The 17,112-nt window shown below is 65.0% G+C and carries 13 protein-coding genes; all 13 read left to right on the plus strand.

The genetic code is table 11. The features are described from left to right. Positions 1-116 precede the first annotated feature (116 nt). Complete coding sequence (locus HGEM_RS04165; RefSeq protein ID WP_019128155.1) at positions 117-1,778, plus strand: CTP synthase; 1,662 nt, start codon at positions 117-119, stop codon at positions 1,776-1,778. A gap of 4 nt (positions 1,779-1,782) precedes the next feature. Next, positions 1,783-2,763, plus strand: coding sequence for a tyrosine recombinase (locus tag HGEM_RS04170; protein ID WP_019128156.1), 981 nt, complete (start codon positions 1,783-1,785; stop codon positions 2,761-2,763). A gap of 535 nt (positions 2,764-3,298) precedes the next feature. Next, positions 3,299-3,727, plus strand: a complete 429-nt coding sequence (locus tag HGEM_RS04175; protein ID WP_019128157.1) for a division/cell wall cluster transcriptional repressor MraZ — start codon at positions 3,299-3,301, stop codon at positions 3,725-3,727. Positions 3,728-3,743: 16 nt separating this feature from the next. Continuing rightward, positions 3,744-4,703 (plus strand): 16S rRNA (cytosine(1402)-N(4))-methyltransferase RsmH, encoded by a 960-nt coding sequence (gene rsmH / locus HGEM_RS04180; protein ID WP_019128158.1) that lies wholly within the window; start codon positions 3,744-3,746, stop codon positions 4,701-4,703. Between the two features lie 87 nt (positions 4,704-4,790). Next, positions 4,791-5,336 carry a cell division protein FtsL gene (locus HGEM_RS04185; protein WP_230197219.1) on the plus strand — a complete coding sequence of 182 codons (546 nt, stop codon included), beginning with the start codon at positions 4,791-4,793 and terminating at the stop codon, positions 5,334-5,336. A gap of 265 nt (positions 5,337-5,601) precedes the next feature. Beyond that, complete coding sequence (locus HGEM_RS04190) at positions 5,602-7,374, plus strand: peptidoglycan D,D-transpeptidase FtsI family protein (protein ID WP_338081885.1); 1,773 nt, start codon at positions 5,602-5,604, stop codon at positions 7,372-7,374. A 171-nt stretch (positions 7,375-7,545) separates the two neighbouring features. Then, positions 7,546-8,994, plus strand: coding sequence for a UDP-N-acetylmuramoyl-tripeptide--D-alanyl-D-alanine ligase (locus HGEM_RS04195; RefSeq protein WP_019128162.1), 1,449 nt, complete (start codon positions 7,546-7,548; stop codon positions 8,992-8,994). Then, positions 8,994-10,025 carry a phospho-N-acetylmuramoyl-pentapeptide-transferase gene (gene mraY / locus HGEM_RS04200; RefSeq protein ID WP_019128163.1) on the plus strand — a complete coding sequence of 344 codons (1,032 nt, stop codon included), beginning with the start codon at positions 8,994-8,996 and terminating at the stop codon, positions 10,023-10,025. The genes HGEM_RS04195 and mraY overlap by 1 nt, the downstream gene beginning before the upstream one ends. Before the next feature lie 9 nt (positions 10,026-10,034). Then, positions 10,035-11,441, plus strand: a complete 1,407-nt coding sequence (murD, locus tag HGEM_RS04205) for a UDP-N-acetylmuramoyl-L-alanine--D-glutamate ligase (RefSeq protein WP_019128164.1) — start codon at positions 10,035-10,037, stop codon at positions 11,439-11,441. A 33-nt stretch (positions 11,442-11,474) separates the two neighbouring features. Further along, entirely contained in the window at positions 11,475-13,160 is a 1,686-nt protein-coding gene (gene ftsW / locus HGEM_RS04210; protein ID WP_019128165.1) for a putative lipid II flippase FtsW, read from the plus strand. Beyond that, entirely contained in the window at positions 13,150-14,274 is a 1,125-nt protein-coding gene (murG, locus tag HGEM_RS04215; protein WP_019128166.1) for an undecaprenyldiphospho-muramoylpentapeptide beta-N-acetylglucosaminyltransferase, read from the plus strand. Before ftsW ends, murG begins: the two co-directional genes overlap by 11 nt. 201 nt (positions 14,275-14,475) lie before the next feature. Then, on the plus strand, positions 14,476-15,882 hold the full coding sequence (gene murC / locus HGEM_RS04220) for a UDP-N-acetylmuramate--L-alanine ligase (protein WP_019128167.1): 1,407 nt from the start codon (positions 14,476-14,478) through the stop codon (positions 15,880-15,882). 10 nt (positions 15,883-15,892) lie between these two features. Then, the gene (gene murB, locus HGEM_RS04225; RefSeq protein WP_019128168.1) at positions 15,893-16,804 is read left to right on the plus strand and encodes a UDP-N-acetylmuramate dehydrogenase; all 912 of its coding nucleotides are present in this window, start codon (positions 15,893-15,895) and stop codon (positions 16,802-16,804) included. Positions 16,805-17,112 lie beyond the last annotated feature (308 nt).

Below are 17,112 nucleotides of genomic sequence, written 5' to 3' on the forward strand. Positions count from 1 at the left end.
TCCCGGGCGCCGCCGCGCCGCGCAAGCGCGAGTGGTACCATGAAAGCCCGTAAGTACAGAGCGTCCGCGCGAGGTGCGGGCGAGGGTCCTACTACGGGAAGCGCAGGTACAACATAATGACAAAGCACATCTTTGTAACCGGTGGCGTCGTTTCGTCGTTGGGCAAGGGCATCACGGCCGCTTCGCTCGGACGCCTGCTCAAGAGCCGGGGATACAAGGTCACCATGCAGAAGGCCGACCCGTACCTCAACGTGGACCCGGGTACCATGAGCCCGTTCCAGCACGGCGAGGTCTTCGTGACCGAAGATGGCTATGAGAGCGACCTCGACCTTGGTCACTACGAGCGCTTCATCGACGAGAACCTTACCCGCGACTCCAACTTCACCACAGGCGCCATCTACCGCTCGCTCATCCATCGCGAACGCCGCGGCGACTTCCTGGGCGGCACCGTGCAGGTGATTCCGCACGTCACGAACGCCATCAAGGACAAGTTCCGCCGCATCGAGGAGCAGACCGGCTCCGATGTGGTGATCACCGAGCTCGGCGGCACGATCGGCGATATCGAGAGCCAGCCCTTCGTGGAGGCCATTCGCCAGTACAAGAAAGACGCCGGCGCGGAGAACGTCTGCTACATCCACGTGAGCCTCGTGCCCTACATCGCCGCCGCCCACGAGGTCAAGACCAAGCCCACGCAGCATAGCGTGAAGGAGCTTCGCAGCTTTGGCATTCAGCCCGATATCATCGTGCTGCGCAGCGACCACGAGATCGACGATGCCATTCGCGCTAAGATCGCAAGCTTCTGCGATGTGGACGTGGACTGCGTGTTCACCAACGAGGACTGCGCCTCCATCTACGACGTGCCGCGCATGTTTGCCGAGCAGGACTTCGACCTGCGCGTCTGCGAGCGTCTGGGGCTCGATCCGCGCGAGCGCGACATGACCGAATGGGATGCCTTCCTCGAGAAGAAGAACCACGCCAACCATCATGAGGATGCCGTAAAGGTGGCCGTGGTGGGCAAGTACACCCAGCTCCCCGATGCGTATCTCTCGGTGATCGAGGCCATACGGCATGCGGGCATCTTCTACGACCGCCATGTGGACGTTGAGCTTGTGGATGGCGAGGAGCTTACCTGGGATTCGTGCCGGGAGGTGCTGGGCGATGCGTCGGGCATCGTGGTTCCCGGCGGCTTCGGCGTGCGCGGCCTTGAGGGCAAGATCTGCGCGGCCCGCTTCGCGCGCGAGAACAAGATTCCCTACCTTGGCCTCTGCCTTGGCATGCAGGTGGCGGTGTGCGAGTTCGCGCGCGATGTAGCCGGTCTCGCCGACGCCAATTCCACCGAGTTCGAGCCTGAGTGCGCGCATCCCGTGATCGACCTCATGAGCTCTCAGGAGGACGTCACGGAGAAGGGCGGCACCATGCGCCTGGGTGCCTATCCTGCAAAGCTTGCCGAGGGCTCGCTCGTGCGCGAGGCCTATGGCGAGGAGCTCGTGTACGAGCGCCATCGCCATCGCTATGAGTTCAACAACGCCTTCCGCGATGAGCTCGAGGAGGCGGGGCTCGTCATCTCGGGCATCTCGCCCGATGAGCGCCTGGTCGAGATGATCGAGCTGCCGCGCGACGTGCACCCGTGGTTCGTCGCCACGCAGGCGCACCCCGAGTTCAAGAGCCGTCCCACCCGCCCACAGCCGCTCTTCCGCGAGTTCACGCGCGCCGCGGTGGGCTATCACGAGGGCATCGACCGTCTCGAGGTCACGCTCAAGAACGCGCCCGCGGCGTAGGGTTTTGGTCGCGCTTCGACATAGCGAGCGAAATGCCGGTTCGGCGCCTGGTTCCGCCTTCAGCGAGGCGGGTCGGGCGCCGTCTGCGCTCGAACAGGCGGCGGGGGAGTACCTCACCTCGCTGGCGGTCGAGCGGAATCTGGCGAAGAACACGCTCTCTGCCTATCGGCGCGACCTTGCGGCGTATCTGGCCTTCCTTTGCGAGAGGGGCATAGACGAGCCCGACGCCGTGAGCAAGCGCGACATCGACGCATTCGTGGCGGCGCGGCGAGATGCTGGCTACGCGGATGCCTCGATCGTGCGCGCCCTTTCCGCCGTCAAGGGGCTCCATGCCTTCATGGCGCGCGAGGGGCTCTCGACCGCGCATCCCACGGCGTCGGTGCGTTTGCCCAAAAAAGAGGAGCGCTTGCCGGACTTCATCTCCGTTGAAGATGCCCGCGCCCTGCTCGACCAACCGTTCCCCGCAACGCCGGCGGGCGCCCGCGATCGGGCCGAGCTCGAGGTCCTCTACGGCTGCGGACTGAGGGTGAGCGAGCTTTGCGGCCTCGATTTGCGCGACCTCTATCTCGACGATGAGTTCATGCGCGTGTTCGGCAAGGGGTCTAAAGAGCGGGTCGTGCCCATCGTGGGGAGCGCGCGCTCCGCGCTCGCGGCATACCTCGCAGGCCCGCGGGCGGAGCTCGCGGCGCATGACCGCGCGCGGCGCGGCAGTGCCGCCGTGTTCCTCAACAAGAATGGCGGGCGCATTTCCCGGCAGTCGGTGCATGCTACGTGCGAGCGCTACGGGCGCCTCGTTGGTATCGAGGGGCTGCATCCGCACACCCTTCGGCATTCATTCGCGACGCACCTGCTCGCCGGCGGCGCCGACCTGCGCGTGCTGCAAGAGATCTTGGGGCATGCCGATATCTCAACCACGCAGATTTACACGCACCTGGACCGGAGCCAGCTGCAAGAGGTCTACCTCGCCGCCCACCCCCGCGCCTAGCGAGGCATGTGAGACAGTTGTGCCGGGTCAATCTGTCTCGTGTATGGCGAGGCAGTCACGCGCGGGGGTGCTGCCCGGCGTGAGACAGTTGTGCCGGGTTAATCTGTCTCATGTGAGACAGTTGTACCGGGTCAATCTGTCTCATTAATCTGTCTCATGGTGCTGGGTGCCCGGGCGGTGCGAGAAGAGCCGGAAGTGCAAGCTTTGCAGCCGACCTGCGGTCTCCATATCTTGCGCACGCCCGCTCCATCGTGCGGAAAAATCGCCTCAAGGTGAGGTTGAAGGTTAGGGTTGTCGCTCGTCCATCAAGCGGTAGGGCGCCCACTGCCATCCAAACACAATATGTCGTGCTCAGGTTGGTTTCCCCATTTGGGGAGCCGGTGTCCGTTGGTGGAGGTGTGGGAACCGGTGGGGGAGAAAGTGGGAAAAAATGTTGCTAAAAATCGCTTCAAACCATACTATTGAATGCGTCGACAGCCGGGGTGGTTCCCCGTACGAGCCCTAACCGAGCAACCGAGAGGAGGGCGCAGCAGAGATGTTTGCCGGGACGTTCGAGCGCAATCTCGATGCCAAAGGCCGTTTATCCCTGCCTGCTGCCATTCGCTCTGAGCTCGGCGAGCATGTGTACGTGTTGCCTGCACCGGACGTCGATGCCTTGTACGTGTTCTCGAACGAGAAGTTCGAGGATTGGGCACTGGGCCTCTTCGAAAAGCGCGGAGGCTTCAATTCCCGCAAGCGCGAGGATCAGGCGCTCATGCGCAAGATCATGGCGCGGGCGACGCCGATGGATATCGACTCCGCTTCGCGTATTGGTCTGAGCGAGACGCTGCGCGAGAAGGCTGGCCTCAATCGCGAGGTCACCGTGGTCGGAAACTGGGACCATCTCGAGATCTGGGATCGCGCGAAGTGGGCTGAAGCCGATGCGGATGATGAAGGGGACGAGGACCTGTTCTTCGACGAGTAACCGGGAGCAAACGGACATGGCTACGTTGACACCTGAATATCGGCATGAACCCGTCATGCTCCAGGAAGTGCTCGAAGCGCTTCGCCTGAGCGAGGGCTCCACCGTCTGCGACTGCACGCTCGGCGGCGCCGGCCATTCTGTGAAGATGGCCGCGCAGGTGGGCGAGGAGGGGCTCCTCATCGGCATCGACCAGGATGACATGGCACTCGCCGCCGCCCGCACGCGCCTTGCATCAGAGGCGCCGGGCGTGCCCTTGAAGCTCTTGAAGGGGAACTTCGGTGACCTTGACGAGCTTCTGTGCCGGGCCGAGGTGCCCGGCATCGATGGCATCCTCTTCGACTTGGGCGTTTCGAGCCCGCAGCTTGATATCCCTGGAAGGGGCTTCTCATACCACGAGGATGCCCCGCTTGATATGCGTATGGACCCGGGTAACAACCCTTTAAACGCAGCTGAGGTCATCAACACCTATAACGAAGCCGACCTCGCCCGGATCCTTCGCGTATACGGTGAGGAGAAGTTCGCCGACAAGATCGCGCGAGAGATCGTGCGGCGTCGGCAGCTCAGCCCCATCGAGACCACGGGAGAGCTCGTCGAGGCCATCAAAGCGGGGATTCCCGCGGCGGCGCGCCGGCACGGGCATCATCCCGCGCGCAAGAGCTTCCAGGCGATACGCATCGAGGTCAACCATGAGCTCGATGTTCTCGAGCGCGGCCTCGAGGCAGCGGTGCGCTGGCTCAATCCGGGAGGGCGCATCTGCGTCATCTCGTACCACTCGCTTGAGGACCGCATCGTGAAGCACGTCTTCCAGGAGCGAAGCCGGGGCTGCACCTGCCCGCCGGAACTTCCGGTCTGCATGTGCGGAAACGTGCCGACACTCAAGGTATTGACGAGAAAACCGCTGGTTGCCACAACCGAAGAGGTCGAGCGCAACCCGCGAGCGAGATCTGCCAAGATCCGCGTGGCCGAGCGCTTGTGAGCGCAACGCCCGCTTATCTTAGGTTCCATCCCGCACCGCACCAGAAACGTACCGTAAACGCACCACTAACGCACCGGGATGGGAGGCATGCGTACCATGGCGTACTACGATTCCAATGCGGCGTATGCCTACGACTTCGAGGCGATGCCGGCTCCGGCAGCTCGCCCCGAAACGGGCGCGGCGCCCGCTGAGCGCCCGCGCTTCGACGTCTATACGGGTGAGGGCCGCGAGGCTAACCAGGTCGTGAGCCCTGTCTTCACCCATGTGGTGAAGGTCTTCTGCGCGCTCGTCGCGCTCTTCTTCGCTATCGGCATCGCGCGCGTCGCTATCGCGGGCGTTACGGCATCGGTGCTCAACACGAATGCCGCGCTTAACAGCTCGCTCGAGACGGCGCAGGACGAGAGCTCGAACCTCGAGGTCATGAACTCGGTCTATGGAGCCGATACACGCATCCGCGATCTTGCAACCGGAACGCTCGGCATGGTCGAGCCGGAGGACACGACGGTGCTCGATCTGAGCCAGGATGCCTCCGCGCAGGCGGGTTCAACCGATGACCAGGGCGCCGGCGCGGCAGCCGCCGATGCTGCGGATGCAGGGTCGTCCGGGGCATCGAGCGCCGACACAGCCCAATAGGTCCCGGGAGGTAGCAATGGCGCGCGACCGGTATACCGGGAGCGGACGAGACGACGGGCGGTCCAGCCGTAGAGGTTCGTCGCGTCCGCGTCGTGATGCATTCAATCAAAGATACGAATCGATGTCTCGGGGAGGGGCCCCGCGCGATGCGTCGCAGCGTGGGTCCCGTTCCCATGTCGGTCGTTCAGGGCAGCCCTACGGTTCCCCCCGTGGCGGTTCCCCCCGTGGCGCAGCGCGCCATGAAGGCGGGATGATGCGAGGCGGCTTGGGTTCCGATACCCTCGGCCCGGCACGGGGTGGCACCCGGGGCGGCGGAGGTTCCGGAAGGCCTCCCCGCGGCACGCGCCCGCAGGTCGACCTGCTTCATAGCGACCTTGACCACGAGGGCATCCCGCGACGTGCCGTCGTGATGGGGGCACTCGGCTTAGGCATGGCGCTCGGCCTCTGGAATCTCGCGGATTACCAGATCGTGAACGCCGAAACGTACCGGAAGCGCGCCGACGAGCGCCGCCTCTCGCGCCAGACCCTCTTTGCCAAGCGCGGCACCATCTACGACCGCAACGGCAACGTGCTCACCTCGAGCGTCGAGTGCCAGAACGTCTATGCCAACCCCAAGCTCGTGGAAGATGCCGACGAGGCGGTGAGCGCCCTCGTCGAACTATTGGGCGTCGACGAGGAGACGTGCCGCGAGAAGGTCACGCGCGACACAACCTTCGTCTACATCAAGCGCCAGGTCGACCAGGATATCGCCGATGCGCTCTCGGAGCGCGGCATCAAGGGCATCGAATTTGAGCAGACCATGAAGCGCGTGTACCCGTACGGCACGCTCGCCTCTCAGGTGATTGGCGTGGTGAACATCGACAACGAGGGCGTCTCCGGTTTGGAGAGCTACTACGACGATGTGCTTACGGGCACGAACGGCTCCATCGTCCGCGAGCGGGCCCGCGATGGCTCGTATATCGCGGGCGGCGCGTACGAGAAGGTGTCTGCCAAAGACGGCACCGACCTCGTGCTCACGCTCGATGTGAACATACAGAGCGCCGCGGAGCAGGCGCTTGCCGACGCGGTCGAGAGCTCGGGCGCGGATTACGGATCGGTCATCGTGTGCGATCCCGCGACGGGCGAGATCCTCGCCTGCTGCTCGTGCCCCACGTACGACCAGACCGATCTGGCGAACACGAACGCCGCCGACATGAACCTGCGCGTCGTGACGGACGCCTATGAGCCGGGTTCCGTGTTCAAGACGCTGGTGAGCGGCATGGGCATCGATCTGGGGCTCATGACGCCCGACACCACCTTCGACGTTCCGGCCGAGGTCAAGGTCGGCGACGACTGGGTGAACGACATCGACGACCGCGACTATGCCATGACCATGACGCTCCGCGAGATTATGCGGAGGTCTTCGAATACGGGAATGGTGCTCGTGGGCCAGAAGATCGGAGCGGATAACTTCGCCGAGTACCTCGACGCCTATGGCATCGGGACCAAATCGGGCATCGATTTTCCGGGCGAGTCCACCGGCATCGTGCGCGAGCGCAGCGAGTATGACGGCTCGAGCCTGGGATCGATGTCTTTCGGGCAGGGCATTTCCGTCTCGCCGATCGAGGTCACCCGGGCGGTGTGCGGCATAGCGAACGGCGGCGTCATGACGACCCCGCATTTCTTGAAGTCGAAGCACGGCGAGGAGCTCGATTGGAGCGACGGGGAGGCGAGCGCCATCAGCGCAGAGACGGCCGAGCTCGTGAAATCGATGATGATCACCGTCGTGGACGAGGGAACCGGTTCAGGGGCTGCGATCGAGGGGTATGACGTTGCGGGCAAGACCGGTACCGCCCAGCGCGCAGACGCGTCCGGTGGCTACCAGAAGGGTAACTACATGTCGTCCTTCATCGGGTTCGCCCCGGCAAGCGAGCCGGCGGCCCTTGCCTACATCACCCTCGACGGCACGCCGTACCACTCCTCGGCCGCCACGCCGGCATTCAAGACCATCATGGAGCAAGCGCTTTCGGTGCTGGGCGTCAAGCGAACGCGTTCATAACAAGCGTGCGGCCGCGGCCGGTGCCGCCAGGCGCCACGAGCTTGGCTGCGCTCGGGGCGAGGTGGTTCGCGCCCGAGCTTGCACACCTTGTGCGTTCCGCGCCGGCGCGCCCGGGCATCTAGGTCGCTACGGTACAATACGCAGCTGATGGAACTTGATTGAGGGGATTTCATGTTTGAGTTCACCGTAGAGACTATCGCGGGAGCTACGGGTGCCAGCGTTGTTGCCGGCGACCCCGCCCGTATCTGCCGGGGTTGCTTCATCGATTCGCGCCTTGTCGAGCGCGACGGCCTGTTCGTGGCATTTTCTGGTGAGCGCGTTGACGGTAACGACTTCGCGCCCCAGGCGGTGAGTGCGGGCGCGGCTGCCGTGGTGCTCACCCGGACGCCTGAGAACACCTTGCTCGAGCAGGCGGAAGCGGCCGGTTGCGCCGTATTGGTAGCGGACGATGCCCAGGAGTTCCTCCTGCGCCTTGCCCATGTCTACCGTGCCGAGCTCGCCTGCACCGTCGTGGGCGTCACCGGGTCGATCGGCAAGACCACGACGAAGGACTTCTTGGCGGCGCTTCTGGGCGCTCGCTTCCGCGTCTGGGCCACGAAGGGCAACTACAACAACCTGATCGGTTTGCCGCTCTCGATTTTGAGTGCTCCGCGCGATACGCAGGTGCTCGTGCTCGAGATGGGTATGAACGCCCGTGGCGAGATCGAGCGCCTTGCTGCATGTGCCGAGCCCTCGCTGGCGGTGATCACCAAGGTGGGCACCTCGCATATCGGCATGCTGGGGAGCCGTGAGAACATCGCGCGCGCTAAAGCAGAGATCGTCTCGGGCATGAGGCCCGTGCCAAGCGGCTCCGAGGCCGGGGTGCCCGGTACCGCTCCCGTGCTCGTGCTTTCGGGCGAGGACGACTTCACGCCATTCATTCGCGACGAGTTCGCCCTTCCTGCGGCGGTCGAGGTGGTCCTTGCCGGGACGGGCGCAGACGACGAGGTTCGCGCGTCGAATATCGAGCTGGACGTCGAGGGCCATCCGAGCTTCGACCTTCTGCTCGCCTCCGGTGAGTCCGCGCGCATCACGTTGGCGGTTACCGGGGCGCAATCGGTCTCCAATGCCGTGCTCGCCGCCGCCCTTGCGGAACGCCTGGGCATCGATGCCGCGACGATGGAGGCGGCGTTCAAGCGCCTGGCGATTACCGGCCGCCGTCAGGAGCTCCGTCGTGCCGCGTGCGGTGCCCGCGTAATCGACGACACCTATAACGCGAGCCCCGAGTCCACGGCTGCGGCGCTCGATCTCCTCGAGATGCTTCCCGTCTCCGGCCGCCGCATCGCCGTTCTCGGCGAGATCGGCGAGCTTGGCGAAGAAGGGCCCCGCCTGCATGCGCTCGTAGGCTCCTATGCGGCAGCGAAGAAGCCCGACCTGCTCGTGTGCGTGGGCACGGCCTGCGCAGAGGAGATGGCCGCTGCGGCGCGCCTCATGGGCATGCCTGCCCGCTCCGTCGCGATTGCCGGCGATACCGCACGCGCTACGGAACTCGTGCGGCAGTCGCTCCGCTCCGATGATACGCTGCTCGTGAAGGGCTCCCGCTTCCTGGGGCTCGATCGCCTCGTCGAGGAGGTCTGCTAATGCTCGGAAACGCTGCCTATCCAACCTATCAGGCATTCATCTCGCTCGCCGTCGCAGCGGTAATCGCTGCGGTGATCATGCCGCTGTGGATTCGCGTCATGAGGATCGAGCACTTCGGACAGCAGGTGCGCGCCGACGGCCCCGAGCAGCACCTCATCAAGCAGGGTACCCCCACGATGGGTGGCGTCGTCATCCTCGTCGCCCTGGCGATCACCTGCCTCGTCATGGGCAGGCTCACCGCAGAGCTGGCACTTGTGCTCATCGCCACGCTGGCTACCGGAGTCCTCGGCCTTATCGACGACCTCACCTCCGTTACCCACGGGCGCTCCCTTGGCCTCACCCCGCACGCCAAGATGATCGGCCTCACCCTCATCTGCGTGCTCTTCTGCCTTCTTTCGATCAACTGGTGCGGCGTCGAGCCCGTCGTGCGGTTCCCGGGCGGCCTTTCCGTCGACCTCGGCGTGCTCACCACGACGGTCGATATCGCCGGCGAGCCCTTCCATATCCCGTGGCTCTACATGATCTTTACCTGGCTGTTGATCGTGGGGCTCTCCAATGCGGTCAACCTCACCGACGGCCTCGACGGTCTTGCGGGCGGAACGTCCATGATCGCGATGCTCGTGATGGCTGCAGTGTGCTTCATCTGCAACGATTCGAACCTCACCATCTTCTGCGCCGCGTGCGCGGGTGCCTGCCTTGGCTTTTTGTGGTTCAACTGCTATCCGGCGAGCATCTTCATGGGCGACACCGGCTCGCTCGCGCTCGGCGCGGCGCTCGCCTGCGTCGCCGTCATGACCAACACCGAGGTCGTGTCGCTCATCGTGGGCGGGCTTTTCATCATCGAGACGCTCTCTGTCATGATCCAGGTCGTGAGCTTCAAGCTCACGGGCAAGCGTGTCTTCCTCATGGCACCCATTCATCATCATTTTGAGAAGAAGGGTTGGGCCGAGACGAAGGTGGTCATCCGCTTCTGGATCATCGCGGCCGCCTTCGGCGCGCTTGGCCTCGCGGTCTTCTTCCAGTTGGGATAGTGGTCCTTCATGCTGCTGCCAGAAAGCTTCGACCTGCTTGTACTCGGGCTCGGGTCTACGGGCCTGGCCGTTGCCCGCTGGGGCGCGGCGCACCTTGGTGAGCGCGTGCGCTCGGTTACCGTATACGGCGGGGCGGCTTCTGCCCCCTCCGCCGAAACGGATGCGCTCGGGGCCGCAGGGGTGCGCTTCGTCTTCGGCACAGAGTTGGTCGAAGGTGACTACGATGTATGCGTGGCGAGCCCGGGCATCTCGGAGTTCTCCGCGTTCTTCGCGCGCGGCCGCGAGCATGCGCTTGCCATCATGGGCGAGCCCGAATTTGCGTGGCGCCTCTCGCCCGAGCACTGGATCGCTGTCACCGGCACCAACGGCAAGACCACGACGACCTCGCTTGTCAACCATATCTTGAATGAGTCCGGCCGTGCCTCGGTCGCGGTGGGCAACATCGGCCTGGCGCCGATCGCTGCCGTGGACGACCGCGCTCCCGGCTCATGGTTCGCTGCAGAGCTTTCGAGCTACCAGCTGGCAACGACGAGCATGTTGCATCCGCGCGTCGCGGTGCTCATGAACATCACGCCCGACCATCTGGCATGGCATGGCACGCTCGATGCCTATGCCGCCGCCAAGCGCAAGATCTTCGCCAACCAGGAACCCGGCGATCTTGCTGTTGTGTGCGTGGAAGATGCGGGCGCCCGAGCTGCGCTTTCTGCGGCGCGCTCGACGGGTGCTGCCGTCTGCGAGCTTTCGCATGATGATTCCGGGGCCGCCTCCGCGGCGTTTTGCGATGAAGGCGTGCTTGTGGTGCGCTTGAACGGCGTGGAGCACCGCTTGGTTCCCACCGCCGAGCTTCGCATCCGGGGCGCGCACAACGAGCTCAACGCGCTCGCGGCGGCTGCGGCGGCACTGTGGGTCGGCGCTTCGGACGAGGATGTCCGCGCGGCGCTCGTCTCGTTTACGGCTCTCGAGCATCGTATCGAGCCTGTCGCGCAGATCGACGGTGTGCGCTACATCAACGATTCCAAGGCTACCAATACCGATGCCGTCGAAAAGGCGCTCACCGCCTTTCCCGACGAGCCCGTGGTGCTGTTGCTCGGCGGCAGCGACAAGGGCACGCCGCTCGAAGAGTTCGTCGAGGATGTCGTGCATTCCACGGTGAGGGCCGTGGTCTGCTTCGGCGACGCCCGCCAGCGTTTCCTCGACGCCTTCGTGGAGGCAGCCGGCCGCCATGATATCGACGTGGCCGAGGCCGAGGACCTCGCTGACGCCGTGGACGTGGCACGCTCGCTTGCCGAACGGGGCGACGTGGTCCTGCTTTCTCCCGCCTGCGCCTCGTTTGACGAGTTCTCGGGCTTCGAGGAGCGCGGGCGCGCCTTCAAGGAGCTCGTGGCGGCACTCGGGCGGGATGCCGAGTCCGCATAAGGTGTTTTTACGGCAAGACCGATAGGGACGGTAATGGCAGAGGAACCAAGGCAGCAAACCGGTGCATCGGCGGATGCGCCGGCTGAGAAGCGCTCCCGGCGCCACGGGCGCATGGGTGGCCGCGCGCGCCGGGAGGCGGGGGAGCACTCCGCGATCGGAGAGCGCCTCATCGCCGGCGTGCCGGCGCGCATCATGCGCCCCCGGCTCGTCTTCATCGCGTGTCTGGCCGCCCTCCTTGCTTTCGGCCTCCTCATGGTGTACTCGGCCTCGTCTGTCGAGGCGCTCAGCGAATACGGGAGCTCGACCTTCTTCCTCGAGCGTCAGGCGTTCTTCATCGCGGCGGGCCTCACGCTCGCGGCGGTGCTTTCGCGCATCCCGCTCGCCACCATGCGCTCCCATCTTGCGTGGTGGGCTTGGGGCGGCATCGTGCTTCTGCTCGTCGCCGTGCTCGTGTTCGGGCGGAACGTCGGCGGCGCCACGCGTTGGGTCGAGTTGCCGCTCATCGGTCAACTCCAGCCTTCGGAGTTCGCCAAAAGCGTGATCATCGTCACCGCGGCGAAGATCTTGCATGAGTACTATGAGGAACAGTCCATTGATGCCGCAGTCATGTTCAAGATGCTCGCGGTATGCGTCATCGTCCCGCTCATCGCTATCATCCTCGAGCCAGATTTCGGCACCTGCCTTATCATCGCGGGCACCGTATTCGTCATGTGCTACTTCGCTGGGTTCTCCTACAAGCTCATCGGATTCGTGCTGCTCGTGGGCGCGCTCATCGGCGCCATATTCATCTTCTCGTCGAGCTACCGCGCCGCGCGCGTCTTCACGGTGAGCGATCCCTGGGCCGACCCATATGGAGACGGCTACCAGGCGACCCTGGCCATCATGGCTTTCGCTTCCGGCGGCATCTTCGGCCGCGGCATCGGCAACTCGACCATGAAGTACAACTACCTCCCCGAGGCTCACAACGACTACATCCTCGCCATCATCGGCGAGGAGCTCGGGTTCGTGGGCGTCGCCATCTTCTTCGCGGTCTTCGCCCTGCTCATCTATGCGGGTCTCAAGATCGCAAGCCAGTCGCCCACGGTTCAGGGAAGGCTCATCGCCTCCGGTTGCTCGGTCATGCTCATGATCCAGTTCCTCGTCAACATGCTCGGCATCTTGGGCGTCACGCCCATGACGGGCAAGCCGCTGCCGTTCATCTCGTATGGCGGTTCTGCGATGATCGGCATGCTCGCGCTTGCCGGACTCATCATGCGCGTCTCTTTGGAAAGCAATCCCAAGACGGTCTACGACGCCCGCCGCGCAGGCTTCCGCGTGATGGGGGAGGGAGCGCCCGTGTCAGATGGCGGCGATCCCGGAACCATCGAGGGGAGCACCGCTGGCGCAGCCCGCCCGCGCTCGGCGCGCCGGCATGATGGCTTCAGCGTGGTCGACGGTACCGGCTTCGTTGCGCCCGGTGAAGGGGCCCGGCCGATGGGGCGCTCGGAGGGGCGCGCTGGCCGCACGGGTTCCGCGAGCCGCGGCGGCGGTGCGGCAGACCGCGCCACTCGGAACGCCCGGCCCTCTTCGGGCAGGACGCAATCCTTTGAGCGCGGTGGATCCTATGAACGTGTGAACCTTGGGGCAGATCCCGCCGACCGCCTGCGCTCGCGCGGCCCCCAGAGGCGCTATGATGGTGGCGATGACCCATCGAAGAGAAGGGGGCCCCATGGCCGCTAACCTGAACATAGCGATTGCCGCAGGCGGCACCGCCGGGCATGTGAACCCCGCCCTCGCTCTTGCAGAGGAGCTCCGGCGCCGCGGGCACACGGTGCGATTCTATGGCGAGTCCCGCAGGCTCGAGGGCACGCTCGTGCCCGAGGCCGGGTTCGACTTCACGCCCGTGCACGTGACGGGCTTCGACCGGGAACGGCCCTGGACGCTCATCACCGCGCTTATGCACCTCGCGCGTGCGGAGGGGCGCATCGTACGCGATTTCAAGCGCGACCCATCGCTTCGCCCCGATGTGGTCATCGGGTTCGGCGCCTATATCGAACTGCCACTCGTTCGTGCCGCCGCCAAGCTCGGCATACCCTACGCGCTCCATGAGCAGAACTCTGTTCCCGGACTTGCCAACAAGCAGTCGGCGAAAGGTGCTGCGCTCATCGCCATCGCCCAGCCGAGTGTGTCCGAGGTTTTCGAGAAGCATGGTGCACCGGCTTCGGCCATCAAGTTCACAGGCAATCCCGTGCGTGCATCGGTGCTCGCGGGCGATCGTGCGCACGGTCGCGCCGCACTCGATGTCCCAGACGGCGCGACGCTCCTCGTTGCCTTCGGCGGGTCGCTCGGCGCGCACCACCTCAACGAGCGCTTGATATCGCTTAAGCGGGACCTGCTGGCACGGGACGACGTTTACGTGCTCCATTCCACCGGTGCAGACGATTACGACGATACCGTGCGCGCGCTTGCGCTCACGCCCGAGGAGGCCGCCCGTTACCGCGTGCGCCCCTACATCGACGATATGGGCGACGTGCTCTCCGCGGCCGACCTCGTGCTCTCTCGCGCCGGTGCGTCCTCGATTGCCGAGATCGCTGCCCTTGCGGTGCCCGCGGTGCTCGTTCCCTATCCGCATGCAACCGCCGACCACCAGACGACGAACGCTCGCTACCTCGTGGACGCGGGGGCTGCGCTTCTCTGCCCGGATGCCCAGATCGACTCCCAGGATTTCGCCGACACGCTGCTGGGCCTCTTGGCCGACGTTGCCCGCCGCGACCGTATGCGCGCTGCCGCGCAGGGGCTTGGGCAGGACCGTGCCGCCCAGAACCTCGCCGACGCCCTCGAGGCGCTCGCATAGGGCCTCGCCAGGTTCTCGCTCCACGCGGGCGTTGGCGGCTCTGCATCGATTCAGCTCGCGCAGCGATACCCCGGTGCGGCGCGTGGCCGGCGCATATCGCGCCGCTGGGCGTGGGCGTCGCGTGTCGCCTTTGTCATGGCGGCGATTGTCACCTACAATCAATGGGTCGAACTACAGACCAGAGAGAGGGAGTAACCCCACATGGTAGACACCCCGAAAGCCCCCGGTTCGTTCCGCGTCCATTTTATCGGCGTAGGCGGGGCGGGCATGAGCGGCATCGCCCTCGTGCTTCACGAGCGCGGTTATGCGGTGAGCGGTTCCGACCTCAAGACCTCGCGCTATATTCGTCAGCTCACGCGCGCGGGCGTTGATATCCATATCGGTCACGACGCCGCCACCATCGATGCCGTGAAACCCGATGTCGTGGTCGTCTCCACCGCCATCCCCGAGACCAACCCCGAGCTCATGCGTGCGCGAGAGCTCGATATTCCCGTGTGGCCCCGCGCCAAGATGCTCTCTGAGCTCGGGCAGGGGTACACGACGATCGCCGTTGCCGGGACCCACGGCAAGACGACGACGTCGTCCATGGTCGCCACGATGCTCGACCGCATGAAGCTCGACCCGAGCTTCCTCATCGGAGGCATCGTCGAGGGCTACGATACAAACGGGCGGAACGGCCAGGGCGAGTATTTCGTTGCCGAGGCCGACGAGTCTGATAGCTCCTTCCTCTATCTTGATCCCGATGTCGTGGTCGTGACGAACATCGAGGCCGACCATCTCGACCACTATTCGTCGCTCGAGGAGATCGAGGAGACGTTTGCGAAGTTCATGTCGCTCGTGGGCGAGGAGGGTACCGTCGTCGTCTGCGGAGACAACCCCCATGTTGCCGAGCTCGCCCGCTCGACGGGCCGTCGTGTGGTCACGTATGGCACCGATGCGGCGAATGATGTCGTCTGCACCCCGCATGCGCACGAGCATGCTCTCGAGGGTGCTTGCACGGTGGCGCTTCCCGACGGCACGACCCACGAGGTGGTTATCAAGAGCAACCCCGGGACGCACAATCTGCTCAACGCTACCGCGGCGCTCGTGGTGGCATGGGTACTCGGGCTCGATGCGCACGCTGCCGCCGAGGCGCTTTCCGGGTTTGCCGGCGTGCGTCGCCGGTTTACCCGCGTGGGCGACATCGATGGCATCACCGTGGTCGATGATTATGGCCATCATCCCACCGAGATCAAGGCGACGCTCGCTGCGGCGCGCGGCCTTGGGTTCAAGAACGTGGACGTGGTCTTCCAGCCGCATCGTTACTCCCGCCTGCAGGCGCTCGTCGACGATTTCGCCGACGCGTTCGCCGATGCCGACAAGCTCGTGCTCATCGACGTCTTCTCCGCGGGGGAGATGCCCATTCCCGGCGTGACGAGCAAGATGCTTGCCGATACGGTGCGTGCGCACCATCCTGGAAAGAGCGTGTCCTACGTTCCCGGTCGCATGCAGCTTCTCGAGGCGCTCAGCGACATCGTGGAACCGGGCGACCTGCTCATCACCATGGGCGCAGGCGACGTGACGACGGTGGGCCCCGAGTTCATCGACTACCTCACCAACAAGGAGTAGTGAGTGCCCTATGGGGCTCTTCAACGTCTCTATGGCGCTCATCGGGGCGCTCGATACCGACGTGCTCGAGAACGAGAAGCTCGCGCGCCATACGAGCTACCGCATCGGCGGGCCCGCGTCGCTTCTCGTGACGTGCCATAGCTACCATGCGCTGAGGCGCGCCATCGAAACCGTGAACGCGGAAGGCGTGCCCTGGGTGGTCATGGGGCGTGGGTCCAACATTCTCGTCTCCGACGATGGCTATCGCGGGGTGGTCATCATGCTGGGGCGCGAGTTCGGCCGCACGGTCATCGCCGAGGACGGCTGCACGCTCACGGTAGGTGCCGCGACCGTGCTCATGCGCGTGGTGAACGATGCCTACGCGAGGGGCCTTTCGGGGCTCGAGTTCGCGGTGGGCATCCCCGGCACGCTCGGCGGCGCCATCAACATGGATGCGGGGACGCGCGACGAGTGGATCGGCTCGGTGGTGAAGAGCGTGATGACGTACCGACCTGGTACGGGCATCTGCCGCTACGACCACGACCAGATTGCCTGGGGGTACCGCTCGTGCAGCCTGCCTGCGGGAGAGATCGTGCTCGAGGCGACGCTCGGCCTCACGCCCGCATTGAAGCAGGACATCAGTACCAAGATGGATTGCTATCTCTCGCGGCGGCGCCGCACGCAGCCCATGGCCGCGGCGTCATGCGGCTCGGTGTTCCGCAACCCTCCCGATGGAAGCGCGGGCAAGCTGATCGAGGATTGTGGATTGAAGGGTTTTTGCGTGGGCGGCGCGGAAGTGTCTCCCGTTCACGCTAACTTTATTGTGAACAAGGGCGCGGCTACGGCGTCGGACGTCCTTAACGTGATTCGAACGGTGCGCGGAAAGGTTCAAGAGACGTATGGCGTTGAGCTCCAAACGGAAGTCAAGTTCCTCGGCTTCTAATACGTCGAAGCCGACCTTCCGTCGTGCCTCGACAGCGGGCTCATCGAAGGCGCGCGCGAAGGCCCCCGCGCCTTCTTCGCGCCCCGCCCCCCGCGCGTCAAAGCAGCCCGTCTCAAAGCGGCCGGGCTCTGCCGGCGGCGGCTTTGCCCGTGGGGCCTCCGCTCCCCGCATGGGAGCAGGAGGCAAGGGCGGCGTTGCGCGCCCCCGTGCCCAGGCGAGCTCGTCGGCCGCGGCCCCGCGCACCCGAACAGCTGGCAAGCAAAAGGCCTCCGTCAAACCACAGGGCACCGCTAGGCAGGCAGGAGCGT

Source organism: Enorma massiliensis phI, from assembly GCF_000311845.1.
Taxonomy (GTDB): Bacteria; Actinomycetota; Coriobacteriia; order Coriobacteriales; family Coriobacteriaceae; genus Enorma; species Enorma massiliensis.

Excerpts from the sequence above, each read along its gene's own strand:
- HGEM_RS04165 (WP_019128155.1), top strand. The coding sequence starts at position 117 with ATGACAAAGCACATCTTTGTAACCGGTGGCGTCGTTTCGTCGTTGGGC.
- HGEM_RS04175 (WP_019128157.1), top strand. The coding sequence starts at position 3,299 with ATGTTTGCCGGGACGTTCGAGCGCAATCTCGATGCCAAAGGCCGTTTA.
- rsmH (WP_019128158.1), top strand. The coding sequence starts at position 3,744 with ATGGCTACGTTGACACCTGAATATCGGCATGAACCCGTCATGCTCCAG.
- HGEM_RS04185 (WP_230197219.1), top strand. The coding sequence starts at position 4,791 with ATGCGTACCATGGCGTACTACGATTCCAATGCGGCGTATGCCTACGAC.
- HGEM_RS04195 (WP_019128162.1), top strand. The coding sequence starts at position 7,546 with ATGTTTGAGTTCACCGTAGAGACTATCGCGGGAGCTACGGGTGCCAGC.
- mraY (WP_019128163.1), top strand. The coding sequence starts at position 8,994 with ATGCTCGGAAACGCTGCCTATCCAACCTATCAGGCATTCATCTCGCTC.
- murD (WP_019128164.1), top strand. The coding sequence starts at position 10,035 with ATGCTGCTGCCAGAAAGCTTCGACCTGCTTGTACTCGGGCTCGGGTCT.
- ftsW (WP_019128165.1), top strand. The coding sequence starts at position 11,475 with ATGGCAGAGGAACCAAGGCAGCAAACCGGTGCATCGGCGGATGCGCCG.
- murG (WP_019128166.1), top strand. The coding sequence starts at position 13,150 with ATGGCCGCTAACCTGAACATAGCGATTGCCGCAGGCGGCACCGCCGGG.
- murC (WP_019128167.1), top strand. The coding sequence starts at position 14,476 with ATGGTAGACACCCCGAAAGCCCCCGGTTCGTTCCGCGTCCATTTTATC.
- murB (WP_019128168.1), top strand. The coding sequence starts at position 15,893 with ATGGGGCTCTTCAACGTCTCTATGGCGCTCATCGGGGCGCTCGATACC.